This window comes from Perspicuibacillus lycopersici (genome assembly GCF_025660475.1).
GTDB lineage: Bacteria > Bacillota > Bacilli > Bacillales > Caldibacillaceae > Perspicuibacillus > Perspicuibacillus lycopersici.
The window spans coordinates 41,403-66,638 of sequence record NZ_JAOUSF010000005.1; the positions used below are offsets into that span (position 1 = coordinate 41,403).

General features: G+C 34.6%; 29 protein-coding genes. 8 read left to right on the forward strand and 21 right to left on the reverse strand.

Translation table 11 applies throughout. The features are described from left to right. Nucleotides 1-104 precede the first annotated feature (104 nt). The gene (locus tag OEV98_RS14255) at nucleotides 105-584 is read left to right on the forward strand and encodes a staygreen family protein (protein ID WP_263074302.1); all 480 of its coding nucleotides are present in this window, start codon (nucleotides 105-107) and stop codon (nucleotides 582-584) included. Nucleotides 585-772: 188 nt separating this feature from the next. Next, a complete protein-coding gene (locus OEV98_RS14260; RefSeq protein WP_263074028.1) occupies nucleotides 773-1,141 on the forward strand; it encodes a VOC family protein in 369 nt (122 codons plus the stop codon). Between the two features lie 618 nt (nucleotides 1,142-1,759). Here OEV98_RS14260 and OEV98_RS14265 read toward each other — a convergent pair. From OEV98_RS14265 to OEV98_RS14275, 3 genes are all read right to left on the reverse strand, one after another. Next, a complete protein-coding gene (locus OEV98_RS14265) occupies nucleotides 1,760-2,704 on the reverse strand; it encodes a DMT family transporter (protein ID WP_263074029.1) in 945 nt (314 codons plus the stop codon). A gap of 229 nt (nucleotides 2,705-2,933) precedes the next feature. Then, the gene (locus tag OEV98_RS14270; RefSeq protein ID WP_263074030.1) at nucleotides 2,934-3,056 is read right to left on the reverse strand and encodes a hypothetical protein; all 123 of its coding nucleotides are present in this window, start codon (nucleotides 3,054-3,056) and stop codon (nucleotides 2,934-2,936) included. Nucleotides 3,057-3,125: 69 nt separating this feature from the next. After that, complete coding sequence (locus OEV98_RS14275; RefSeq protein ID WP_263074031.1) at nucleotides 3,126-3,281, reverse strand: hypothetical protein; 156 nt, start codon at nucleotides 3,279-3,281, stop codon at nucleotides 3,126-3,128. Between the two features lie 692 nt (nucleotides 3,282-3,973). On the opposite strand from OEV98_RS14275, the gene OEV98_RS14280 reads away from it, so the two are divergent. Beyond that, on the forward strand, nucleotides 3,974-5,527 hold the full coding sequence (locus tag OEV98_RS14280) for a hypothetical protein (protein WP_263074032.1): 1,554 nt from the start codon (nucleotides 3,974-3,976) through the stop codon (nucleotides 5,525-5,527). Nucleotides 5,528-5,616: 89 nt separating this feature from the next. On the opposite strand, the gene OEV98_RS14285 is transcribed toward OEV98_RS14280, so the two are convergent. Then, the gene (locus OEV98_RS14285) at nucleotides 5,617-6,381 is read right to left on the reverse strand and encodes an ankyrin repeat domain-containing protein (RefSeq protein ID WP_263074033.1); all 765 of its coding nucleotides are present in this window, start codon (nucleotides 6,379-6,381) and stop codon (nucleotides 5,617-5,619) included. A gap of 389 nt (nucleotides 6,382-6,770) precedes the next feature. On the opposite strand from OEV98_RS14285, the gene OEV98_RS14290 reads away from it, so the two are divergent. Beyond that, nucleotides 6,771-6,998, forward strand: coding sequence for a hypothetical protein (locus OEV98_RS14290; RefSeq protein ID WP_263074034.1), 228 nt, complete (start codon nucleotides 6,771-6,773; stop codon nucleotides 6,996-6,998). Between the two features lie 127 nt (nucleotides 6,999-7,125). On the opposite strand, the gene OEV98_RS14295 is transcribed toward OEV98_RS14290, so the two are convergent. The 13 genes from OEV98_RS14295 to OEV98_RS14355 all read right to left on the reverse strand — a co-directional run bounded on the left by OEV98_RS14295 (nucleotide 7,126) and on the right by OEV98_RS14355 (nucleotide 18,041). Continuing rightward, a complete protein-coding gene (locus OEV98_RS14295) occupies nucleotides 7,126-7,647 on the reverse strand; it encodes a GNAT family N-acetyltransferase (protein ID WP_263074035.1) in 522 nt (173 codons plus the stop codon). Nucleotides 7,648-7,721: 74 nt separating this feature from the next. Further along, nucleotides 7,722-9,593, reverse strand: a complete 1,872-nt coding sequence (abc-f, locus tag OEV98_RS14300) for a ribosomal protection-like ABC-F family protein (RefSeq protein WP_263074036.1) — start codon at nucleotides 9,591-9,593, stop codon at nucleotides 7,722-7,724. A 180-nt stretch (nucleotides 9,594-9,773) separates the two neighbouring features. Continuing rightward, complete coding sequence (locus tag OEV98_RS14305) at nucleotides 9,774-9,905, reverse strand: RAxF-45 family protein (protein WP_263074037.1); 132 nt, start codon at nucleotides 9,903-9,905, stop codon at nucleotides 9,774-9,776. A 91-nt stretch (nucleotides 9,906-9,996) separates the two neighbouring features. Beyond that, complete coding sequence (locus OEV98_RS14310; RefSeq protein WP_263074038.1) at nucleotides 9,997-10,368, reverse strand: VOC family protein; 372 nt, start codon at nucleotides 10,366-10,368, stop codon at nucleotides 9,997-9,999. A 42-nt stretch (nucleotides 10,369-10,410) separates the two neighbouring features. Then, nucleotides 10,411-10,971 (reverse strand): AAA family ATPase, encoded by a 561-nt coding sequence (locus tag OEV98_RS14315; RefSeq protein ID WP_263074039.1) that lies wholly within the window; start codon nucleotides 10,969-10,971, stop codon nucleotides 10,411-10,413. A gap of 228 nt (nucleotides 10,972-11,199) precedes the next feature. Continuing rightward, nucleotides 11,200-12,042 (reverse strand): hypothetical protein, encoded by an 843-nt coding sequence (locus OEV98_RS14320; protein ID WP_263074040.1) that lies wholly within the window; start codon nucleotides 12,040-12,042, stop codon nucleotides 11,200-11,202. 127 nt (nucleotides 12,043-12,169) lie between these two features. After that, nucleotides 12,170-12,343, reverse strand: coding sequence for a hypothetical protein (locus OEV98_RS14325; RefSeq protein ID WP_263074041.1), 174 nt, complete (start codon nucleotides 12,341-12,343; stop codon nucleotides 12,170-12,172). Continuing rightward, nucleotides 12,336-13,352 carry a nucleotide-binding protein gene (locus OEV98_RS14330; protein ID WP_263074042.1) on the reverse strand — a complete coding sequence of 339 codons (1,017 nt, stop codon included), beginning with the start codon at nucleotides 13,350-13,352 and terminating at the stop codon, nucleotides 12,336-12,338. The genes OEV98_RS14325 and OEV98_RS14330 overlap by 8 nt, the downstream gene beginning before the upstream one ends. Nucleotides 13,353-13,482: 130 nt before the next feature. Next, nucleotides 13,483-14,751, reverse strand: a complete 1,269-nt coding sequence (locus OEV98_RS14335) for an MFS transporter (protein WP_263074043.1) — start codon at nucleotides 14,749-14,751, stop codon at nucleotides 13,483-13,485. Further along, nucleotides 14,748-15,284 carry a GNAT family N-acetyltransferase gene (locus tag OEV98_RS14340; RefSeq protein ID WP_263074044.1) on the reverse strand — a complete coding sequence of 179 codons (537 nt, stop codon included), beginning with the start codon at nucleotides 15,282-15,284 and terminating at the stop codon, nucleotides 14,748-14,750. The genes OEV98_RS14335 and OEV98_RS14340 overlap by 4 nt, the downstream gene beginning before the upstream one ends. A gap of 145 nt (nucleotides 15,285-15,429) precedes the next feature. Next, nucleotides 15,430-15,768, reverse strand: a complete 339-nt coding sequence (locus tag OEV98_RS14345; protein WP_263074045.1) for a DUF1992 domain-containing protein — start codon at nucleotides 15,766-15,768, stop codon at nucleotides 15,430-15,432. Nucleotides 15,769-15,940: 172 nt separating this feature from the next. Next, nucleotides 15,941-17,779 (reverse strand): SLC13 family permease, encoded by a 1,839-nt coding sequence (locus OEV98_RS14350; RefSeq protein ID WP_263074046.1) that lies wholly within the window; start codon nucleotides 17,777-17,779, stop codon nucleotides 15,941-15,943. A 112-nt stretch (nucleotides 17,780-17,891) separates the two neighbouring features. Then, nucleotides 17,892-18,041: a hypothetical protein gene (locus OEV98_RS14355; protein WP_263074047.1), complete on the reverse strand. Its 150-nt coding sequence runs from the start codon at nucleotides 18,039-18,041 to the stop codon at nucleotides 17,892-17,894. Between the two features lie 171 nt (nucleotides 18,042-18,212). Here OEV98_RS14355 and OEV98_RS14360 point away from each other — a divergent pair, with 171 nt between their 5' ends. The 3 genes from OEV98_RS14360 (at nucleotide 18,213) to OEV98_RS14370 (ending at nucleotide 19,968) form a co-directional block, all read left to right on the forward strand. After that, nucleotides 18,213-18,464, forward strand: coding sequence for a DUF1292 domain-containing protein (locus tag OEV98_RS14360; RefSeq protein WP_263074048.1), 252 nt, complete (start codon nucleotides 18,213-18,215; stop codon nucleotides 18,462-18,464). A gap of 104 nt (nucleotides 18,465-18,568) precedes the next feature. After that, on the forward strand, nucleotides 18,569-18,727 hold the full coding sequence (locus OEV98_RS14365; RefSeq protein ID WP_263074049.1) for a hypothetical protein: 159 nt from the start codon (nucleotides 18,569-18,571) through the stop codon (nucleotides 18,725-18,727). Between the two features lie 200 nt (nucleotides 18,728-18,927). After that, nucleotides 18,928-19,968, forward strand: coding sequence for a YeiH family protein (locus OEV98_RS14370; protein WP_263074050.1), 1,041 nt, complete (start codon nucleotides 18,928-18,930; stop codon nucleotides 19,966-19,968). Nucleotides 19,969-20,022: 54 nt separating this feature from the next. Here OEV98_RS14370 and OEV98_RS14375 read toward each other — a convergent pair whose 3' ends face one another. The 3 genes from OEV98_RS14375 to htpG all read right to left on the reverse strand — a co-directional run bounded on the left by OEV98_RS14375 (nucleotide 20,023) and on the right by htpG (nucleotide 23,285). Beyond that, complete coding sequence (locus OEV98_RS14375; RefSeq protein ID WP_263074051.1) at nucleotides 20,023-20,556, reverse strand: DinB family protein; 534 nt, start codon at nucleotides 20,554-20,556, stop codon at nucleotides 20,023-20,025. Nucleotides 20,557-20,572: 16 nt separating this feature from the next. Then, nucleotides 20,573-21,301: a nucleotidyltransferase domain-containing protein gene (locus tag OEV98_RS14380; RefSeq protein WP_263074052.1), complete on the reverse strand. Its 729-nt coding sequence runs from the start codon at nucleotides 21,299-21,301 to the stop codon at nucleotides 20,573-20,575. 100 nt (nucleotides 21,302-21,401) lie between these two features. Beyond that, on the reverse strand, nucleotides 21,402-23,285 hold the full coding sequence (gene htpG, locus OEV98_RS14385; RefSeq protein WP_263074053.1) for a molecular chaperone HtpG: 1,884 nt from the start codon (nucleotides 23,283-23,285) through the stop codon (nucleotides 21,402-21,404). A 216-nt stretch (nucleotides 23,286-23,501) separates the two neighbouring features. Here htpG and OEV98_RS14390 point away from each other — a divergent pair, with 216 nt between their 5' ends. Then, nucleotides 23,502-24,086 (forward strand): phosphatase PAP2 family protein, encoded by a 585-nt coding sequence (locus OEV98_RS14390; protein WP_263074054.1) that lies wholly within the window; start codon nucleotides 23,502-23,504, stop codon nucleotides 24,084-24,086. 330 nt (nucleotides 24,087-24,416) lie between these two features. Here the strand turns inward: OEV98_RS14390 and OEV98_RS14395 are convergent, their stop codons facing one another. Beyond that, a complete protein-coding gene (locus OEV98_RS14395) occupies nucleotides 24,417-25,181 on the reverse strand; it encodes a sulfite exporter TauE/SafE family protein (protein WP_263074055.1) in 765 nt (254 codons plus the stop codon). Nucleotides 25,182-25,236: the final 55 nt, after the last annotated feature.

A 25,236-nucleotide genomic window follows, 5' to 3' on the forward strand; every position in this document is an offset into this window, starting at 1 on the left:
ACGAATGATTGTGAACAACAACAAATATTTTACATTTTTTTGTGTCAATACTAGGCAATAGACATATAGTATAATATCCATTAGGGGGAAGGGGCATTGTGGTTATGTATACAATCGATTTAGCTAAACTTAGTGTGACCATGATTCCACCAGCAACAACATTTAGTCCCGTAGACGGGAGAAGGTATACTTTACTTGTTTCGGAGGAAACTGGAGAGTTTGATCTAAGTATCGGCCATCATTTTCATATAGAAAAAATAAATTCGGAAGATAGGCTGGAGATAATTGCTGCCTGGACCTATCAACTAGGGCATTATATACTAGCTGTAACTGTAATGGTTGCAGATGATCAAACCGACATAAATGTGGCACATCAACGGTTTCAATTCTTCCAAAATAATATGAATCATGGGTTACAAGCAATTGTTAGCGGAGATAATCCTTTTTATCAAAATTTTCCATGGTTACAAAACGCACCAATTTATGTGAATTTCGAATCGGTTCACCCTCAATTTAAGCAAACGATTTATTACGGAAAAACACGGAAATACTTAAATAAAAAACATCCAGAAATTGTATTATAAATGCGTATACGATTAAATGCCTTGCATACAGCAAGGCATTTTCTTTTCCACTGTATGAAGTACATAATGTTATTCCGTTTGACCGCGAACAATAAGTGAAACTTAACGGTATTTATAATAATTTAAACATTTTCTTATCATCAATAGACATGTAAACTGTAAGTACATAGTATGGAGGAGGATGTAATATGAACTTTTCTATCGATTCGATTGATCATGTACAATTGGCAGCACCTAACGGTTGTGAAGTAGAAGCGAGAGAATTTTATAGCAATTTATTAGGTTTACAAGAAATTGAAAAGCCACAAGCATTAAAAAAGAAGGGAGGCGTTTGGTTTTCATTAGGTACAACACAGATTCATATTGGAGTTGAAGAACCATTTATTCCTGCGAAAAAAGCACATCCAGCATTTAAAATGTATAATTTGGCAGCATTTCAGGCATTTTTAAAGGAAAATGATGTACCATTTACAATAGATTTAGAAATTCCAGACGTAAAGCGAATATTTATATATGATCCGTTTGGTAATCGAGTGGAGATATTAGAGAAAAAATAATACGTAATAATATTATGTAAACTAAAAGAGAGAAAAAAATTTTATTATCTATAATAATTTACGTTATTATTATAAGCTCATACGTTATTATTATAAGCTCAATAGTAAATATTACAAAAAATACATTTATATTTACGATAGTTGTAAATATAGATGAACGATATTTTATGGAGTTATACTTAAAATGTTTAGAGTTTAATCGTGATAACTTAACTATGGAAATAATTTACGATGAATTAGTTTTATAATAAAGTCGTTCATTCATAATTCAACATAAAATTAGATTCTGTTAGTAATTATGGTAAAATTTCTTTTCTGTCTCATTTTCTTAAGTATACTTAGATTGTGAGACAGCTATTTTTTTCATCCCTACGACTTCTCATAATACATATTATGTAAACTAGAAAAATAAAATTTCTTATCTCTCTGTTTGGTGTGCACCTTGATTACATGATCTCTCCGACATGCTCATAAATTTTTGTAAGACTGTCAAGATCATCGACAGCCTTACGTTTTTCCTGAGCACATTTAGTCATCGTTGTCTTTTGTACTTTCGTTTTCCACATTAAAGCCTATCATTATAAGGACAATTCCTAACTATAATCCCTTTTGTTTCTTTTAAAAAGTTTTTATCAAAAAAACGCCAGCAAGCATGCAAATTAGACCGACTATTTGGATTGCAGTAATCCGATTCTTTGTAGATTTCAACAACCCGAATTGTTCCACTATTAGACTACCTGCAATTTGACCGAAAAGTGCTAACACAACCGTTTGTCCGGTACCTATTTGGTCGACTAGAAACACATTTGCTAATACATATATGCCACCAATAATACCGCCGAGCCAAACCCACCAAGGGGCTGATTGTTTAATAGGCTCCACAATATTTTTGTAGTTTCGATCTTTTATACCGACAATAATTATTAACGTAATAGATCCAACAAAAAACGAGACAAATGCAGCTTGGAACGGTGAACCGAGTACAACTCCTAGCTGGCCATTAACAGCTGCTTGAATAGACATTAGCATACCTGCGCAAATTCCGACAATACGCCAAATCCATTTATTTGCACTATTTTCGTTTGTAGTTGGATTTTCTTGCTGTCGCTTAGTGATTATTTCTTGAACAACAATAGCTAAAAATACCCCTAATAAAACGAAAATTACTCCTACAATTCTGTTCCACCCGAAAGTGTGTTTGCTTGCATAAAACCAACCGAAATGATCGATTAACATTCCCATTACAATCATTCCTAAAATTGGCATAACGGTCGTTTGAACGCTACCTAATTTAGGAAACAGTAGTATGTTCGACGTTAACGCACATACACCGCAAAAACCTCCTATCCAAATCCAAATAGGCTGGCTAGTGAATATGCTAAATGGAACAGCTAGTGGTGATCCGCTTATTACAATAGAAAGAAGTAAAAAGATTGTTCCGATTAAAAATGAAATCATGGATGCTAAAAATGGTGATACAACAAATTTTCTCAGCTGAGAATTGATAGCTGTTTGAACAGCTAACCCGAAACCAATGCCAATACCTAAAAGTGCTGCGAGCATTATTTTACTCCTTTACGCTTTAAACTAATTTTTTCAGTCATGCACAATAAATTTTCCGTATATATTATCAATCTTTTAATAGTAAAAAAGCAAGACTATTAACTTATGAGTATCCATTTTTTTATTAATCCACGCTATCCCACTCTAATCTTTAATATGCCATAAGAAAAAATAACAGATCAAAACAAATAATGGATCCGCTACTTGCTCCTTTAGCGTTATTTCTTATTTAGTCGGTTGTTGCTATTTTCTTCTTTATGTTTGGCAATTCCTCTGGATAATGTAAACACCAGGTTACCATCCGATCGAGATTACAATAATGATAATGGGTATGATCCGTTTCATTTACCAAATTTAGTATGCTTCTTCTTGCTGCAGCAGCTCCCTTCTTTTCGATAGTAAATACGGTTATTCCATTTTCTTAAAGTAAATCATTAATTTTTGTCGACGTTTGATTGCTTAACGCTACATATGTATGGGGATAAATATTTTTTATTACGGGTAGTGCATCCCTTAATTTATATAATAAATTTGCGTTCGGATCGTGCATAATCGAAATAAATGCAATTTTATCCAAGCGCTCCCCCCTCCTTCTTTTGGTATAGAAATAGACGTCCATAGAATGTTTCTAGGACGTCTTTTCGGTCCAAAACTTTTATAGCTTTCCAACCATAGAAAGTTGCTGCATAAACTGCAATAAATAATCTTCCTGTACAGTGTTTATTGCAACCTTAGTGTATTTTCATCTTTAAAGGAAAGGGTTCCGTTTGTTCTCCTACCTAGCTGGTAGCTTCAAGCTCTTAATGGATTGAACCGATTCACCGTTTGTTTTTGAAACGATTACTTCTAGTTCCAGCTTCACAAAAGCTTTTTTATCTTTTGATCCGAACCTCGATTGACTTTGATTTTGTATCAACCACTGTGAGGCAGACTGCTCCACCTTCCACTAGTAGGTATTCACATTAATCACTGACAGTGGCGTCGTCACCTAAAAAGTAATGAGTAGTAGACGTCTAGATTTATGTAAAATAAAAATCACTCCTAATATCATTTGCTGGATAGCTATAAAAAATCATTTAAATTAAATGAAAATAGAAACGATTAATCAACCTGGTCAAACTGATGGTTAGTAATCTTTATTACTCTAGCAAAATTTCTGTTTTTATTTTTTACAATTTATGACACTATTTTTAATTTTTTTCAAATATGTTAAGATAGAATAAAATGCAATCCTTCAAAATATTTCCGACAAACAGAAAGAGTGAAAACATGAATACTTTTCGACACAAATTATATTGGCTAATTCCCTTATTTCTTATTTTAGTTGCCCTCATGATATTGTATTGTATTAATCTTCAACGATTTACTTCGTCACCACAAGATCATTGGAGTCGAGAATATAAGCTCCGTACAATTGATAGCTATAACACGCCACAAGTAATACATGAAAAAGATCATACGGAACTTTATTTTGTAACCGATGGCAAACTTATCAAGCAAGTATTAGATTCGAACTATAATATAGTAAGTGAAGAAACAGTGGATGCAGAAATATCTACCGTTAAAGACTTTTATATTTATGATGATCAATTAGTTCTCTTTAAGGATGATTCTCTTATTGATGGGAAAACGAAGGAAAAATTGGCTGATGCTACCCTTTTTCAACGGGGAATCAATGAAAATATTTACTATGCGAAAAATCAAGATATATATACTTTAAATGTAATGACAAAAGAAAAGAAAAAACTATTGGAAGTATCTCATCCAGTAGAAAATATCCGACCTACCGATGATCTATTACTTATTTATTCTAGTAATCTTAATATTGGTACATTCTCCATCTATCAGCTAAAGGACAATAACCAATATGAGTTAATTTTGCAGGATGAAATTAATGTTGGTGCAAGTAATAAATTAAATCAAATGGAATTAACGGAGGATGGTAATGTCGTTCATTTAGCAGTTACTGCTGAATCACAATTAAGTACAAATAAAATGTATTATTTTTATTATGATTCCTTTGATATTCATCATCCGACAATTGAGTTAACGAGAATTCAACCCACTGATCCAGTAACAAATCAACCTTTAGAAAATTTATCGCAAATTCAACTACGAACAGTAGATGATAGCCTGGAAGTACTATTTAGAAGTGTTGGCTTTACATTTAAAGATACGAATGACAATATGGCAATGAATATTTATTCGATGTCACTTAATGATGGTAAAGCACAGGTAAGAAAATTAAGTGATACTTATTCTTTATCACAAGAACCAATGTTTTTAACGAAGGATGCAGTTTTATGGAAAGAATCTACTCAACAGCAATATAATCTAATGCTCGCTAGTTCGAATGAAAATATTATCGAAAAAACGAAAAAAATTACCGGCAATGAATTATTAATTGCTTTTGGGATAACAATCAGTAATATCGCGACTTCCGCGTTTGTTGCTTTTATCATTAGCTTTTGGCTAATTATCCCGATTGTGTACTTGTTTGTCGTTCACTTAATTTACCGGTTTAAAGATAGAAGGCGTGATTTAAATAGTAATAATCTCGTTTTTTATGTAGGTGTCCTAACCTATCTAGTAGCAGTACTATTATCGCGTAATTTATTATTCCCTGAAAATAGTTATGTAACGGCACCAGCCTATATTTCGTTTAGTGGGAATAGTTTTGTTTACATTTTATTATTCGCAATTATTGCTTTGGTAAGTGTACAGCTTATCAAACGTGAGTGGGGGACGATCGGAAAATACATGTATTTTATTGGAATACAATATTTATGTTATCTTATCTTTTTAGGTCCTTTCTATTTATAAAAAAAATCAATCCGTTTTGAGCGGATTGATTTTTTTGTTGATTTTGTACGAAGTATTGAATATTTAATCCGAACCAAACGAGTTACTCATCATAACTCGTTTGCAGCTTTTGCCCCTTGAGCTTTTAGCCAATCGACTAAATCAGCTGCACCGCTACGTAGTGCAGCATCTAGTGGAGTTAATCCATCCCATACGGAAATCCAATTTAAAGCAGCGCCTCGCGCAAGTAAGTATTTAGCAGTATGCAGTTGGCTCCCATGGCAAGCACACCAGAACGAAACGGTTATTGCATCTGGAGTAGTTGTACTGGATGCTCCCCACGGATACTGATTGGAAAGCCATTCACCTGCAAAATGTGCTTCTATTGCATCTATTTTGCCTAGTGCAGCTGCGTGCCAAAGAGCCATTTTTGCTCCTCTATCTACTAATCTATGTGCTGCTTTCCACTGCGCAAATGCAACGGCATCATCTAGTGGCGTCCCACCTGCAATCACTGCTCCGGATGCTTCTATATTTGCGCCAGCATCAATAAGTGCGTCCAACACATCAATGTCATCACAGCTTGCTGCCCAATGTAGTGGTGTTTCAGTGTGTGACTCGGAAATGCGTGCATTCACATCTGCCCCTGCTTGGACTAATAATTCGACCGTAGCCGCTCCATTTGGCAAATGACCAGGCCAATCGGTTACGATATGCAATAGTGAACGTGTGATATTTTCATTGTTTTTCTCGATAATTCTGATATTTGCTAACTGTTGATCTGTTAATAAAAGCTGTGTTAAAGCGGCAAGATCTCCATTATGAATGGCGTTTATTAATGCGACTGCTAACGGGTTATCCTCGTAAATCTGCATATTTTTAACCCCCTCTTCTATTATTGTTACGTTCATAAGCAAATGTTCCACAATCGGTACACACAGTTTATTCAAGAACATATGCAAGAAATTGTTCTTGAAAGTTCTTTACAGCAGCAAGATCATATTATAGAAGCTTTTAAAGAGTTTTATAAGTTCTTATTCCAATGATAGTAATTATTTGCTAGATTTAATCCTCGTTTTCCCACTACCCATGATTATCGTAGGTCGGCTATGCTTCTTAAATACATTCGCTTATTTTAATCAAAAGTATTTCCTTGTGGTAATATCTTTTACTAGACTTTGTTCTAAACTAGTGATTCTCTCCATATTTTAGTAAAGGAAGTTATAAATCTATTTCATTCTAAACTATAAGGAGAGCGAATCAAATGTTTGTAATTCATTATTTAGAGAATCAATCGATTGTATTAACTTTATTATCCAGCCATATTCCTTCCGTCGACGAAGATGTTCGAATAAAGGGCCGGAAAGGGAAAATAATAAGTATTAAGGAGATTAATGATAAGCATGTACAGGTACAGGTACTTTTTGAAAAGATTACGAAGAATCAACCGATATCTACAGTAGATTCGAAAAAGAAAAAAAAGATAAGGTAAATAACTCGACGCGTGTATCTAGTGGAGCGGAACGATTGTTCGGCTTCTTTTTTTGACCAATTTTTCTTGCTTGTAAGTACAAAGGAAAGACATTTCTTTGTTGTCATTTCCCTTGTATTTTCTATCACTATATTTTCCGTTGTAATGTATAAGTGGAAAATTCGGGATTCTCTTGATCAATCGTATTAGCTTTTAATTGAAATCCGATGGATTGGTAAAAATGAATTGCCGTCTGATTGGATTGTAGTACACGTACGAACTGTAATTTTGCACCAGCATCTCGCTGTTGTTCTGTTATATAATTTACTAGCATTGTTCCAATTCCTTTTCTTCTTTCCGCTAAGTCTAAATACAATACAAAGATACCACCAGTATTAGCCGTTATCAATCCACCACCAGCTGCACCTATTACTTTTCCGTTCTGTCTTGCTACAACCCAGCCTTGCCATTGTGTATTTACGTTTTCTATTTCTCTCGTAATGCGAGCTGCTGAGTAATATTCAGCAATTTTCTGTCGCACTAGCTGTTGATTTTGAAAATATTTCGTTGTATACAGATACCCTTTTCTACAAATATGTTTTATTTGTTCCCTATCTGCAATGTTTGCTCGCTCTATTTTTATCATTGAAGTAGTTTTATTATTACTCATACGATCCTCCTCTTCTATCCTTTTATGTTATTTCTTTCATTATAGCGGAAGCGGAATCATTGCTTCAAAACATTTTACTGAATTAATTGACTACAAAGAATTTCCCATTGCTGCTCGAGCTCTTCTTTTTCCTTATATAAGTGTTGAAGCATGGTTAATTCCTCACAATTGACTAGTTGCTTTTCAATTTCACCTATTTTTTGTTCAATCTCCTCTAAATCCTTTTCGTCCGCTACTAATTTTTGTGACTCTATTTTTTCACGATTATGCTTCGGCTTTCCTTTTTTCTTTTTATCCTCCTGTTTAACAGGCTGTTGAACGTTCTCTTTCATTTTCTTTTTAGCCCAATTATAATCACCAGCAAATGCATGTAGTCGATTTGCTTCAATCCAGTAGATTTTCTTAAATATTTTATTAAGAAAATAGCGGTCATGGGATATGGCTAATATTGTTCCATCAAAGTCCTCTAACGCTTCCTCTAATACTTCGCGTGATTCAATATCCAGATGATTGGTCGGTTCATCTAATACTAAAAAGTTGATTTCTTGATACATTAGTTGTGCCAAACGGAGACGCATTTTTTCCCCACCGCTTAGCTGGGATATTTTTCGGAATACTGCATACCCAAAAAATAAAAATCGAGATAATATATTTCTTGCTTCCCCCTCTGTCATCGGAACCTCTTGTCGAAATGCCTCTATTACAGAAACATCTTCCGCTTCCTCAAATACGTGTTGGGACAAATAACCGATTTTTACATTGCTACCAATTTTCACTTCCCCTTCGTCAGCAGGGATTTGTTGTAAAATTAGTTTGATTAAAGTGGATTTACCTGAACCATTTTCTCCTACAATCGCTACTCGTTCTTGAAACGTAATATTCATGGATACATCAGCAAAAAGAAGTTGGTCGCCAAATCGTTTTACAACATTTCGAAGGAATACAACGTCCTTTCCGCTCCTTGTCGTTGCCTCCATATCTAATGACATTTTTTTCGGATTCACGTTAGGACGGCTGATTTTTTCCATTCGTTCTAGTGCTCTTTCCATATTTCTTGCCCGTTTATGAAGTCCTTCATTTGGCGGATTTGCATTATTTGCCCATTCCTTCAGCCTTTTAATTGCTTCCTTCATTTTTTTGATTTTCTTTTGTTGCTCCTCATATGCTTGAAACTCTCGCATAAGTTGCTCTTGTTTTTCTTTTATATAACCAGAAAAATTAGTAGCATAACCATTTATTTCTCCATTCTCTAAATCGAAAATTTTATTCGTAACATCATCTAAAAAGTAACGATCATGTGAAATAATACAAACGGTTCCTTGATAATTTTGAATAAAATCACCTAGCCATTCAACAGCTAGTAAATCTAAATGATTTGTTGGCTCATCTAATAATAAGAAATCAGGATGCTTCAATAAAATATGGGCCAAGCCAATCTTTGTTTTTTCCCCGCCGCTAAGGGTTGCGTATCTTTGTTCAAGTAAATGCGAAATATTTAAACCGTGGACAATTTTTTCAATGTTTGTATCGATTTCATAGCCACCTTCTAGCGTAAATTTATCCAATAAATTTCCATAGTCACTTACCAGCTTTTTTAAATGAATGGAGTCTTTTTCCATTGCCATGAGCTTTTCTAGCTCCTTCATTTTCCTTTCCGTTGCTAAAAGATCTGAAAACGCGAGTTTTAATACATCCTTTGTAGTTGCTGCATGATGATTCGTTGGAATTTGCTTTAAATAGCCAATTTCTAACCCCTTCTTCCAGTGTATATTTCCAGTATCCGGCTGCTCACTTCCTGCTAAAAGCTCAAATAATGTCGTTTTTCCGCTACCATTTCTGCCAACGAAGCCTACTCGTTCGCCTTCTTTAATATCAAAGCTTATATTTTCAAAGATGGTATTTCCACCATACATTTTACTCACGTCATTTACACTACAAATAATCATATGTTTTACCTCCAATAAGTCAGTTTGTTATTTCGTATTTTTATGCAATGCAAAAAAGCCATGGCGAATACAACTCTCCATGGCTTACCTTTATAATGTTCACATGAAAAAAGAGAGATGAAAATCCCTCCTTCCACAGAACATATTAAAAAATGTGGGTATAGAGATGTGCTCACTGTTTTAGTATTGCGTTATGAAATTGCTAAAAAAGGGCAGACGAATCCCGTTAGCAAAAACAACCGCAAATTTTGCACGGATAAAATATAAATAATCTTTATTATAACCGTGCACTAAAACAGCTTGACGTAACATCCTTCCCCACCTCCGTTTCATTCATAATTATCTTTATTATATGTCAATTGGATTTATTTTGCAATTTGATATTTTAAAAATGTCGCTATACTTATTGAATGGTTTGAATGAACCATAGTTTATATCCATCCGGATCTGCTATTATTGCTTCTCTAACGCCCCATTCCCGATTGATTGGTTCTTGTAAAATGGTTGTACCAGCCTGTTTAACAGTCTCTATTAGGAGATCAACATCATCCACAAGTATATCAAAGGAAATACCATAGTCTACTGGTTCTGTCTTATCGGAGGAATGGAGTAAGATAGTCGTCTTCTCCTCTTCGCCAATCGAAAACCAGACCATACCAGCATCTCGAATTTCCTCTGAAAAACCTAATACATGTTTGTAAAAATGATAGGATGCATCTAAATTCGTTACGTGAATTACAATACTGTTCAGTTTTTTTACTTTAAATTGTGCCATTTTTTCTACCACCTTATAAATATTGTTTAGAATTTTTTGTTTTTATAACCGAAATGTCCTTTTAATCAATTCCGCAACTTCTTTTGCGCTTAAGCTAGTATTATCAATTCTAAGATAGTTTTCTTCTTGGATTTCTCCTACATATGAGTTTAAACGGTGCTTGTCCAACGTTGTAAGTAAATCTTGTTCAGACCATGCAAGATCTCGTTTCGATGGTTTATGTGCCAAACGATGGGGTGTTTTATTCCGCTTTAGGCGCTCTGATAACTGAGCTTCCAATTCCACGAAATAGACCGAATTCCCATTTGACTCAAAAAGCTCCTTTACTTTTGCAACGTAATCCCAATCTGCTTGTAAATCAAATGCCCAAACATAGGTAAAGATCATACCAGATAAATCACTAACGGCCGCTTCCTTAAAAATTTCCTCACGAAATAAATATACCAATCGTTTTCCTGCCGGGGTACTATAATTGAAAAATTGCCCAACTAAATCAATCGTCATATGATTGTGAAAGAGCTTTAACTCTGTCATTTTTTCTAATTCATGGCCAACCGTCATTTTCCCTACTGCTTGTGGTCCGAAAATCATAACCAACTTCATAAAATCATCCTCTGCTCTATGATGTAATGTGTGCAAAAATATCATTCGCTTACTATTTTTGTCTAAACATGCGCTTCCCCGGGAAAAGTTATTGTAAATATTTGAAATTTATATATAGCATAACAAATGAATCAAATATATTTCTATACTTTTGATCATATTTTCTCTATTATAAAAAAATTATAGCAAAAGCAGCTTGTAATCTGGAAAAATAGTATTATGTAACATTCACATTCTGCTTTTGAACCATTCGTCCACTAAATAGATAAAATCTCGTTTTGTCCATAGTAATAATGCGCCTTTTTCTCCATACATCTGGACAAAATCTTGAAATAGCATATCACCGATAAAATATGCTAAGCGACTATGACCAAAGTTGGAACCGCCAGTTATCGAAAACCATTCTTTATACACAGAACGATTTTCCGCATTACTATCTTGATAAAATTGATGGATGATTTTGCAACTGTTTTCCTGGGCGAATGATAGCCAAGCTTCACCGTGTAAATCATGGGAAAAATAAATTGATGGTTCTTTGTTAGCAATAATTTTTCTAGAAAGATGGGTTGCAGCACCTTCCTGTAACAACCAAGTATACGGATGCTCCCATTGCATCATTTTCCATTCAAATTGTGTTTGATTGGTGATAATATTATGTGCTGCATGACCAAATTCATGGGCGATTAGCACAAGTAATGGATCCTCTTCACTGCTTAGCTTTTCTAATGCAAAGGTGATATTTGGGATTATTTGTCGGTGTGTATAAGCATTGGAACCAAATGCACCAATAATAAGATACACCTGTATTGGAAAATTGATTTGATATTGATCCTCGTACAGCTTTGAAATCTCTGTGATGTAATTGGCTATATTTTTATGTACCTTTACAATCGAAGGCATGGAATCCTCATATGCTTTAATTGCAGTTGCTAAGCGTGAATCTAAGTCGGTCGCTTTGCAGTGATAGGTAAAATATTCGTTAAATGCCTCTGGATACTGCTCGTAATATTTTTTAAGCTTTTGGATAGTTACTTCTTTTGGAAATGCTGGAATTGTATCTGTAATTTGCATGAAGAGTCCTCTCCCTTTTCCCCTTATTATGTATACAAAAAAACGATTACTATGAAAGCAATCGTCTGTAAGCATTGAATGAAATAAAAACTGTTATTGTCGCTTAGAAATAAGTGAAGTAGAAAAATTAACCATTAAACTTATACTCAGCTTTTCTCTTATAAATGACTAAACCAGATTCTTCCTTCCCATTTTTGGAAGGAACAATTCCTTTTACTCCTTTTACCGGTTTTCCGATTTTATAAGCATTTTTTTCTGGAATATCATTTTTTCCTTTAAATAATTTGGATACACTATTCATGATTAATACCCCCAAATAGGTAATGAATGGCCTTCATTAAGTCATGATTGGCAAGAAAGATGTGATCAATATCTGCATCTAATAATTTTTTCCTTCCGGTGATGGATATTGTAATGACTAAATGCTTTTCAATAGGATAACAAAATACGTATTTATTATCAATATATTGATTTCTTAGTAAAACTTGTTCTTCATTTTTTAAAAAACAATCTACAACAATAATTTTTTCATCTTCATTTCTGCCATCGTTTATGTTAAATGGAAAAAATTTGTTTCGACCGTCATTTCCAGCAATTTGCCTTAATCCGTCGGTTTGCTCTGCCTTATATATACCAATTCCTTCAATTGAGTAAGAATCCGGTGTAGAAAAGGCATTCCAAAGTCCTTCAAATAAATACTCATATTGCTTTGTAGGATCTGCTAGTAATTCCTTTGTTAATTTTCGTAAAAAACGAATGAGCGCATAATCTTCATCCATCTTCGTTTGAACCTTTTCCAATTCTTTTGCAGGATCCTGAAAAACATGCTTTTTTTGTATTACATGTTTAATATGACTGCAAGCAACATTTACTGCTGCATGTAAATTACCATCGGTTCGCTGCTCGTATATTAGAACTGTTAAACCAGATAAATCCGTCGGGATATGGTAACCATCTACTGGATTACCATCAAATTCTTTTGGAACGGAACTAGGAATGATACAAAAAACTCGTCCTCGTCCTAATCTTCCCCAAAATAACCCCATTTCAAACAAAGTATTATCCCTAGTTGCAAAATATAGCTTATTACGCATAAGCACAAGATCGTCCGGAGAAAATATAAATACCGCAAAATCACTTCTATTTAAGTGTTGTTCAATATTTTCCATTGGATAATCCATTACATGAAAGACTCCTGCTGACCAAGGTGTAACTTCTGCATGAAAAGAAAGTAATTCGTGTACAGCATCTACATATTTTATCGCTTCTCTAGATGAACCAATAAACACTCTTGGTTTCACTTGTGTCATAGTTCCTCCATCAATTACGGAATATTTCCTTTTTTACAATTATACCATATATACTATCAACGAGTTATAAGCCTTTTGTACTAAGTTTAGCGACAATTCATAGAGAAAAAACCGTGAACATAATGAAGCTTCACGGTTCTTCGTTAGCATATTCAATAGTATTTGTTCCGTTTACTAGTGGTTTACCTGCTTCTACTAGTACTTTACTTGCCAGTAAGAAAAATCCTTGGATAAATAATAAAGTTCCTGTAATAACTAGTAACCATTCAATTGCAATAATATCAGCAATTGGTCCAAATACTAGCATCCCGATTGGCATCATCGATGTTGATATCATACTTAATACTCCAAAAACTCGACCGAGATAATCTCCCTCTACTTTTTCTTGGAGTAACACGGTGGCAGGTGTATTAAATATTGGCATCGCAATCCCTACGATTCCCATAAAAATTAAATAAAGCCAAAAATTAAAGGTAATCGCACCTAGTGCAAATGTACAGATTCCAAACAGTAATGCTGCTAATGTCATCGTATGGATTTTATTGCGAAATCCTCCCCAAGCAGCAATTATTCCGCCACCTATCATCATTCCGATAGAAAAAATAATTTCAATTGCCGTTAATCGCCATATCTCATCTCCAAAGGTTCTTGTAACTTGGAGTGGGGTTAAAAATGCTGCTGGTGCTGTTAGCAAAAAGAAAACCGCAAAAAACAGGAAAAAACGTTTTAAAAATGCATGATGGCCAATATATTGAAAGCCTTTTTTCATATCACTAAAATAGCTAGTGGTTTGCTGCTGTTGTGCCTTATGATGTGCTGGTGCTTTGACAAAAAGAAGTAATATACCAACGCCAATTATTGCCGTAATTACATCAATAAAAAATATCATTTCGATTGGTGCGAATGTTAATAGTGCTCCGCTTAGCATTGGGGAAACAAGCATGACAAGTGCTTGGATACTCCCGTTTGCACCATTCACCTTTGTCAGTTTATCTTCTGGAACTAGCTGGGGAATAAATGCACCAACTGCAGGTGTTTGAACACCTGTTCCTAATGCACGGATGGCTGATATGGCAAAAAGAAGCCAAAATGAATCATAGCCTAATAAAAATAAACCAGCTAAAATAAGGGTTACTAATGCAATGATAGAGTCTGAAAAAATAATTAGGAATCTCCTATTGTAGCGATCTGCCCAAACACCGGCAAAAGGAGAGAGAAAAAAGGATGGAAGAAAGCCACATACGATGTATATAGTCATCATCATTCCAGATTGTGTTTGAATGGTTATGTACCACATTATGGCATACTGTACTAAAGAGGAGCCGAACAAAGAGATCGTTTGGCTGCCTAAAAAAAGGATAATGTTCTTTTTCCATGGATGTAATGCTGCCGATTTCAAAATTTCACGTCCCTATCTATTTTTACTTCATTATTTTTTAAAACACTATATATGTCATAGTAATTCCCGAAAATATAATCTTCTCGCTCTTTCTGCATTCCAATTTTTTCTGCTACACGAACGGATGCTATGTTTCCAGTTTTAATGATACTAATGAATCGGTCTTTTTCTAATTCCTTAAACCCATACGTTCTACATACACTTGCCGCTTCAGTAGCATAACCATATCCCCAAAATTTCCTTTGAATATGATAACCAATTTCTATTTCTGTGCGGTCAATGAACTGTTGTTTTACTAATCCACAATCGCCAATGCATTCCCCTGTATCCTGTAAACAAACCGCCCATAGTCCAAAACCATCTTCTTTATAGCGCTTTTGATTATTTTTTATCCATTCCTTTGTTTTCTCTTGAGAAAATGGAGCGGGATAAAATTTCATAGCCTCTGGATCTGAAAAAATTTCGTATAAGCTCGGAAAGTCATCGTCGATAAACTCTCGTAAAAATAATCGTTTCGTTTGAAGCGTAGTCATTGTTCATCCCTCCCTTCAATATATACTTGGTATTCTCTAGCGTAGACAATGAAGAGGATAATTAGACAGAATAAATGACTCCTGCTATAGAAGTCATTTCTGTAATACACACTTATTTTTTATAAAACAATCGATAAACGTTTATTTACCATATTTCTTTTGCTTTTTCTAAAGTAGTTAATTGAACCATACCCTTTTGTAACGATGTTGGGCAAAGACTATTGTATTCTTTAATTTTTTTATTTATGACTTTAATCTCATCCTCGGTTGTAGCAGTCTCCAGTAATGCCGCAATCTCTTTTCGCAATTTAATCCACTGTGGGACATAGCCTGCATCTTTTGCCTTTTGTTGAAAATTTTGAAACAGGTCTCGCTGTAAGTATTCCTTCGGTAATGGTTTTCCCATTCCTTTTCCTTTATAATTATCCTTTTCGCCTGCCGACTCTAAAATATCCCCGATTAAATCATTATAATGATTCGACATTTCCATCCCACCCCTATTTTGTTTATTCTCTAGTATCAAGCGTCTATTCACAAGAACATTACCCGAGTAATTCCGACTTATTGCAAAAACAATAAAATTTTAGAAATATCTATTTTATTATACAATGTTTCTACAATACTACATAGATATTAGTATTTATTTGAAAAAATTATTACGAAAATGGGTATAGAAATGGAATGACAATCATCATGACAATAAACATAATAAAAATTAACGGAAAACCAGCTCGGAAGAAATCCATAAACTTATAATTACCAGCAGTCATGACTAACGCATTTGTTGGCGAAAATGGAGTAGTGAATGATAAACCTGCCGCAGCTGCGACAGCCATTACAAACGGATATGGACTAACCCCAATTTCCATTGCTGCATTCATTGCAATCGGTGCAAATAATACTGCTGTAGCGGTTGTACTAATAAATTGGCCAAAAATGGTGGTCACTAAATAAATTCCTGCTAATACACCTAATGGTCCAAATCCCCCTAAAAGATTGATCATCGTATTCGAAATAACCGACATTCCTCCGGTTTTTTCAAGCGCTGTTCCCATTGGTAACATGGAAGCGATCAAAATAATAATTTCCCAATTAATTTGACTATAGGCATCATCCATATTCCGTAAGCATCCAGTAAAGATCATAAGTACTGCTGCAATCGAGACAGATACTACCGTTGGTAAAATATCAAATACCATAAAGAAAACCATAAATAATAAAATAGCGGCTGCAATATGCGCTTTTCCGTTAGCTGTAGCGATACTTGCATACTCTTTTGGTTGTCCGACTACTACCACTTCACTTGTATCCTTCGTAAGAAACTCGATTTCTTCCCATGTACCTTGTACTAAAAGTGCATCCCCGAAACGAAGGCGAACATCCGAAATATCCTCCAAAATGAAGGTTCCTTTACGATTAATTCCGATAATATTCAATTGGTATTTTTCACGAAAACCTGATTTCATTACAGTTTCATTTATTAGCTTAGAATTAGGGTTCAATAATACTTCTGCTATCCCAATTTCTCTAGATACGAACTTTTCATTATCACTATGTGGTTCAATTTCTAATTGATAATCAAAAGCAAATTTCGCAATTTGTGTAGGTGATCCTTGAATAAATAAAATATCATTGGCATGGATAATACTATTTGGTCCCGCCATTTCTTGGTATGTATTTGGTAATAAATGTAATCCTTCATTATTTTTTCGTTCAATTTTTAAGATAATAAGATGATAGCGAAAAGGTAAATTTAATTCACTTAGCGATTGATTTACTATTGGTGAAACTTCAGTCACCTTTACGCGGTGTAAATTCTCGGTTAAATGATATCGTGACATTAGTTTACTTGGACTAGATGAATGATTAGTAGGAGCTTGTTTTTTGTTATCCTCTGGCAACAAGCGATTTCGAACGACTAATAAATACGTAATCCCAACAATAAATGCAATGATTCCTAAAGGAGTTATGCTAAAAAATCCTAATTTTTGATAGCCAGAATCTACAAGAATTTGACTGACAATTAAATTAGTCGGTGTAGAAATTAATGTCATCAATCCAGATAAATTACTAGCAAAAGCCAGTGGTATTAGAAATTTTGATGCACTAATGTTCATACGCATCGCGATACTAATCACAATTGGTAGTAAAATAGCAATCGTTCCGGTATTACTGATAAAAGAGCCAACAATTGCGACCACTAGTAGAAGTAAAACAAATAATCTTGTCTCATTTTTATTGGAATAGAGTAATAATAATTGTCCTGCCTTTTGCGCTAATCCAGTTCTGACAACGCCGCCACTGACAATAAAAAGACCTGCAAGCATAATAACAGTAGTATTAGAGAATCCTGCAAATGCCTCGGATGGCTCTAATATTCCTAATACAGTTAATGTTAACAAGGCTATTATCGCGACTAGATCTGTTCGGATTCGACCATTGATAAATAATGCAATAGACAAACTTAAAATAAGTAAAGTAATAGTTAGTTCCATTTTCTGCTTCCTTCTTTTAAAAATTTCCCTTGTTTATTTTACCAAAAAAACTTCCTGTATTCTTGTTAAATATTGAACAATCTAGAAAAAGGATGGTAAACCATCCTCTATCCTATCCATTTTCACCAATCTTACCTCTTCCGAAGCTTTTTGGATCAGTGGGTTGTCCTTCCTGGCGTATCCGTTTGCTTTTTTGATTGTCTCCGATATTTTTTGAAGTAGTCGTTTTTGGTAATTGCGCTAATTCTTTCCCATGCGGCATTATCGCACCCCCTATTTTTATTTTTTGTCTTTCTGTCTTTTATTATCCAAACATATGCAGTCTTAGAGTTGTTCCGCTGTATTTGAAATTATTTCCGTTCCTTTTTGCGCGTTTTTTTCGCTTAAATAGTACATACTTTTCCTAGAAGCATCATTTATGGAGGAAAAAATTATGGACCAAGTATATCGAAATTCTATTACGGTAAAAGACAATAATGGGGAAGAAAAAACGTATATTGTAGAAGCGATGTTTGAATTGAATGGTGAAGAATATGCCTTAATCCAGCATGAGGAAGCAATGGCTTTGATGAAAATGGAACAACAGGATGGTCAGCAATATTTAGTTGGTGTAGAAAATCCTGACACCCGGGAATTTATTTTAGATGCATATCAAATAGCTGTGGAAGCTAATCCTGCGGACTAATGTTAATAATAAGTTGATGTTCGATTGTTTTAGGAGATTGCAATTGACAGGAAATTTGCTATAGAAAAAATTGTAAAACGAAATTATGGGAGGAATTCAAGTATATGAAGAAACAACAAACAAAAACGAATGCAACGATCGCACCTGGAATCGACAATGATGAAGAATTAGAAACAAAGGCTTCCCAAGATGAGAAGCAATCTGGCGAATATACCGAGGTAACAACTCTATCTTTGGATGAGTATGATCCTAGTAGTAACTAATTTTTTAGAGTGGATAATGCATTAAGTATCTTTTTTTGTATTAATCTAGGTACTCCTTTAACGTAAGCATAAACCTTGGAATACATTTCAAAAAAATGAAAGCAATGTCGATCATGAAAGAAATTGTTTTCAACAATAACGAAATGATTTATTGTTATAATATATTGAGCAAGGCTAAACAAGGTTAAAGGAGTTTATCAATGGAAGCAAAAAAATTAAAAATCCCTGAACAAAAGAATGCCACTGCCCTCGCCCCAACTCTCCGATGGGCTTTAGGGGTTGGATTTACTTTTGTTCTTGCATTCTTTGGATTTCTTTTTGCATATTTACCAGGATTTGATCACGTAGGTCAAATGGCATCCGCAATTGTTCTTGCAATTATTTACCGTCAATTTTTCGGATATCCTGAAGCAATTCGGAAAGGCATCACCTTTTCATCGAAAAAATTATTACGTTTTGCGATAATTTTATATGGTTTAAAATTAAATATGGATATCATTTTTCAGGATGGATTAATGTTACTTGTACGAGATGCCGGAGTTATTACCTTTGCCATTTTATTAATGATGTGGCTAGCAAAATTATTACGAGCAGATAAACAAATTGCTATTTTAGCTGGTATCGGAACAGGCGTTTGCGGTGCTGCTGCAATAGCTGCGGTTGCACCAATACTGAAAACAAAAGATGAAGATACGGCTATCGGTGTTGCGATGATAGCTTTAGTAGGAACAATCTTTTCGGTTGCTTACACGATTTTACGCCCGATATTACCACTTAGTTCGATTGAATATGGGATTTGGTCGGGGTTAAGCTTACACGAGCTGGCACATGTAGCATTAGCTGCCGCTCCAGCCGGTGAAGCTGCACTTGCTGTGGGGTTATTGGCGAAACTAGGAAGAGTATTCCTATTGATTCCATTAAGCCTTCTACTTATCTTCCTAATGAATCGAAGGAAACATATACAGAAGGATAGAGCAGCAAAAATAGATTTTCCTTGGTTTTTACTAGGCTTTATTTTCATGAGTCTGTTCGGAAGTTATATCAATGGAAACTACGTACATATATCCGGTCATTGGATGAGTGGAATTGCAACATTTACCAGCTGGTGTTTAACAGCTGCAATGGTTGGACTTGGCTTAAACATTAGCCTTCATGATTTACGAACAAAAGCATGGAGACCTCTGCTTGCCTTAATTATTACTTCGTTATGCTTAAGTTTTGCCGTACTTTTTATTGTTTAGAAACAAGCATTGGAATATAATAGCCTCCTTTTAACTAACTGGAGGCTATTTTTTTCATTTTGGAAAATTTGCTGCAGACAAATATCTTTCCTTTATTATATTTTGGTGATGCATTTCATGCCCTGCGATGATATATGCTTGAGCACGAACCGTAACACGATAGCCGTTTGCATTTCCTAGCTTTAACCAATCAGTGGGTTGCAATGTTTTAATTAACTGAAGTGTTGCCTGTCTTACTGATAAGAAATTATTTAGTAACTGTTCCATCGATTGATTATTAAAATTTGCGGTTTCTACAAATAAATTTTCATCGTGACCAGGTAGTGGCTTCGTTTCCCCACGTGCAATACAAAAAAGCCGATAACTTAAATAGCGTTCTGTATCTGTTATATGTCCTAAAACCTCTTTCATACTCCATTTATTCGGGCTATAGCGAAAGGTTGCTTGCTTCTCTGTTAAATGCTCGAATAATTCTTTAGTTTGTTTCCGTTGGACTTCTAGACGCTCCAAAAGATTTCCGTCTGAAACTAATCGAATATATGGTTCGTAATAGGGAGCATATTCCCCAACCGCTGGTACTTGTAGCATACTTTTTTCTCTCCTTCTAATTTGAATTGCTTTTTCCTAACGAAAATCCAGCAAATAATGTTCCACCATATGGTTTTAGTACGTCTTGTACGAATGTAATAATTTCATTTTTCTTGCGATCCGTGTAATACGTATCAAATACTTGTACAAAATGGGCAGCAAACAATGGATCATAGTGTTTTAAGGCGCGGACAGTCCATTTAGAGGTACCAATCCATTGCTGATTCGTCCGCAGCACAAATTCACTTACCAGCTCTGCCAACTGGTTTGCAATAAAAAGTTCTTCCGCTCGGTTTGAGCAACCGATGAAATCATCTAATGCATCTGTAATAAAGTAGCGTTTCAACATAATCGTATGTAACGTCCACTTTTCTGGACCATTTGCTAGCAATTCATCCGCTTCTCTTTTAATATTCGTAATAATGCCCTCATCCTTTAAAATAATGCCCTCAGCAACCATATTCGGTAACGATGGTCTTGCCCTTTTATAATCATTTTCAAAATATTGCTTGTAAGACATTTTATTATGTACAAACGCTTCGATTGCCCAACCAAATTCGATAAAGGATTCCCGATAGGAAGTCGGAAATTGCTGATCAAAAATGACAATATCTAAATCGGATTTATCGGTAGCCTCACCACGAACAACGCTCCCTGCCAGTATTGCCCCTTGGCAATTTGGAAAATGAGAATCCACAAATTGTTTTGCGGCTTCTATTGGCTCAAATCGATTACTTTTCTCCATTTCCTCCCCCACTTTCTACTTTTTTTAATTATAAAGTAACGAGCAGCTATTGAATAGCAAAAAAAAGCTCTACCATTTTTTATTGGTAGAGCAAATGTGATTATACCATCACTTTACACATATCATTCGTAAATTCTACAGGGTCTTCAATTGGAAGCCCTTCAATCAATAATGCTTGATTGTAGAGGAGCTTCGTATATAAATCTAGCTTTTCTTTATCTTTTTCAAAGGCAGATTTAAGTGATTCAAACACTTCATGCTTCGTATTAATTTCTAGTACTTTATCTGCTTTTACCTGTTGATTATTATTTGGCATTGCATTTAATACTTTTTCCATCTCAATCGTAATTTCTCCTTCTGTGGAGATACATACCGGATGTGTTTTCAGACGATGAGATACCTTAACGTTTTTCACTTTGTCACCTAAAACGTTTTTCATGTAATCAAACAATTCGTTGTACTCTTTTTCTGCCGCTTCTTTTTCGGATTCCTTATTTTCCGATTCAATTCCTAAATCACTGCTTGATACAGATTTGAATTCTTTTTCTTGATAATTTAGTAGCATTTTTATCGCAAATTCATCAATGTCTTCTGTAAAGTACAGAATTTCAAAGCCTTTGTCTGCAACAAGCTCTGTTTGTGGTAGCTTTTCAATACGTTCATAAGATTCACCAGTGGCATAGTATATATATTTTTGATCCGCTGGCATTCTTTCCACATATTCTGCTAATGTGACTAATTTCTTCTCTTTTGAGGAATAGAACATGAGTAAATCCTGTAATGTTTCTTTGTTTGCACCAAAATCACTATAAACACCAAATTTTAACTGGCGGCCAAATGATGCATAAAACTTTTCAAATTTTTCACGTTCATTTTTCAGCATTGTTTCCAATTCACGTTTTACTTTATTTTTAATGTTTTTGGCAATGAATTTCAATTGACGATCATGCTGTAGCATTTCTCTAGATATATTTAAGGAAAGATCCTCTGAGTCAACCATACCTTTAACAAAACTGAAATAGTCTGGTAGGAGATCTGCACATTTGTTCATAATTAATACGCCATTGGAATAAAGCTCCAAGCCTTTTTCATATTCTGGCGTATAATAATCAAACGGTGTCTTTTCCGGAATATAAAGAATGGCATTGTAGCGAACCGTTCCGTCTACACTTAAATGAATATGTTTTAATGGCTTATCAAAACCGTAGCGTTTTTCCTGATAAAAGTTTTCGTAATCTTCATCGGTTATTTCGCTTTTGTTTTTTCGCCATAGTGGTACCATGCTATTAATCGTTTCTTCTTCGGTATACTCCACAAACTCTTTGTCGTCGCCATCTTTTGGTTTACTTTTTGTTACATCCATTTTAATTGGATAACGTATAAAGTCGGAATATTTTTTTACGATATTACGTAGTGTCCATTCGTCTAAGTATTCATCGTAATTGTCATCTTCTGTATTAGCTTTTATTTGTAAAACAATATCTGTACCAACACTATCTTTTTCCGCTTCTACTATCGTGTATCCATCTGCACCCTCGGATTCCCATTTATAGGCTTGGCCACTACCTAATGCTTTACTTGTGACAGTAACAACATCGGCAACCATAAATGCAGCATAAAAGCCGACACCAAATTGCCCAATAATATCAAAACCATCCTTTAATTCGTTTTCCTTTTTAAATGCTAAGGAACCACTTTTTGCTATTGTACCTAAATTTGTTTCTAGCTCTTCCTTTGTCATACCAATACCAGTATCGGAAATGGTTAATGTCCGGTTTTCTTTGTTAGGTACTATTTTTATGTAATAATCATCTTTATTAAACGTTAAATTGTCATCTGTTAATGCTTTGTAATAAATTTTATCAATGGCATCACTTGCATTGGATAATAACTCCCGTAAAAATACTTCTTTTTTTGTATAAATGGAGTTAATCATCATTTCTAAAAGTCTTTTTGATTCTGCTTGGAATTGTTTTCTTTCCATTCGAGAATTTCCCCCTTCCATAGGATTCCGTCTTATATTTTTGTTTTAGCACTCTAAACTTGCGAGTGCTAATTCCCTTTAAATAATTATCATATTATCGATTATCTGTCAACTGATGATATTTTACGTTATTGTAAAATACTTTAAAAGATATCTTTTTTCATAATATTTATTTACTAACTATACTATATCGAGTATCTTTTAATTAAAGGAGTGATGTTGGTGATAAAATACATGAGTTATTTATATCAATTGGAATGTCAGATTTTTCGTAAAATTAATCACCATTTAAACAGGCGCTACTTGATTCATTATTTTCATACCATCACTCATCTAGGTGGTGCAACGTTTACGATTGCAGCGAGTGTTCTATTGCTCTTTCTTTCCACTGGTTTAGTCAAATTGACTGCTCTTGCAAGTGTCCTTTCTTTAATTATTAGTCATATTCCAGTGGCAATTGTAAAAAAAATATTTCCGCGTAAACGACCGTATTTAGTATTAGACGAAATCCATGTAACGGAAAATCCATTACAAGATCATTCCTTTCCATCGGGACATACTACTGCTATATTTGCTATTCTTATTCCTTTTATTTTATTTATTCCGTTAAACTCGATATCACTTTTCATGGTGTTTATCGGTGTTTCCGTAGCATTGTCTCGCATTGTTTTAGGGTTGCATTATCCGTCAGATGTATTAGTAGGTTGTTTGTTAGGAACATTTTCCGGTTATTTTTCTTATTATCTCGTTATGAACCTCCCGCTTCTAACGTTAAAGGAGCTTTTAGGTATAGCCATCTAACATGAGACGTATACAAACAACGAATACTTGTGCGAATGGCTAGTTGTAGACATACACCTCGCATCCCTTCTCGTTTATTTTACGATTTAGAAAATGATTTATTTTTGATAAAATTGTGTATATTTTTGTGAAATGAAGAAAACTCCCACTGTTTGATGGGAGCTTTTTTTAAGGTTTCGTCTAGATTTGCGCTTTTTTCTAACGGGGTTCACCTGCCTTTCTTTTTGTGGAGTCTTCGTGTATTCCGTCCGCTAAAGCATTTCTTTTTAATAAACATACCACATGAAATAACAACAATCCTTTAGTTAATTACCTTTATAAAAAACGAAATTAAATTAATTTGATGCCACTAATTAGGATAAGAATGGCAACTACTGTGCGGAGTGGTTTTGGAGAAAATTTAGAAGATAAGCTACTTCCAATGATAACACCAGGTATGGATCCACATAGTAGATTAATCATTAATAAATAATCGATATTTCCAATTCCTGCATGCATGAAACCTGCTGCTGTCACTAATAGAAAGGCATGTGCTATATCTGTCCCAACTAATTCAGAAGGCTTTAATTTATAAAAAAGCAGCATTGCTACAGCAAATAATGATCCCGAGCCTATCGAGGTTAAACCAACGAGAAATCCAACAAATGCTCCAATAACAATCGTTAAAGTCTTTTTCTGCTCCAATGGCTTCTCCTGAATAGCATTCCATTCCAGTGTATTCTTTTTAAATGTTTTATAAAGCGTTGTTATCGCAACTAAAATAAGGACATATCCAAGGGCGTGTTCGATAATAGCATCCTGATTTTGAAAAAAGGTATCAAATAATCGAAGCAAGAGAACAGCGGCTATCGCACTTGGAATACTGCCTATTGCTAAATACTTAACTAATGTAAAATTTATCGTTTTTTGTTTCCAATGCTGGAGTGAACCAACAAGTTTTGTTATGGAATTATAAGCAAGATCAGTTCCAACCGCTAATGTAGGATTAATTCCTAATAAGATAAGAAGTGGAGTCAATAATGCCGCACCTCCAATTCCAGAAAGGCCGACTAAAAAACCAACAAAAAGGCCTAACACAATTATTCCAAAGGTCATATTATCCACTCTCCAGACTTGACCTGCCCCTCCGTAAAAAAAGGTATGTTCTTAA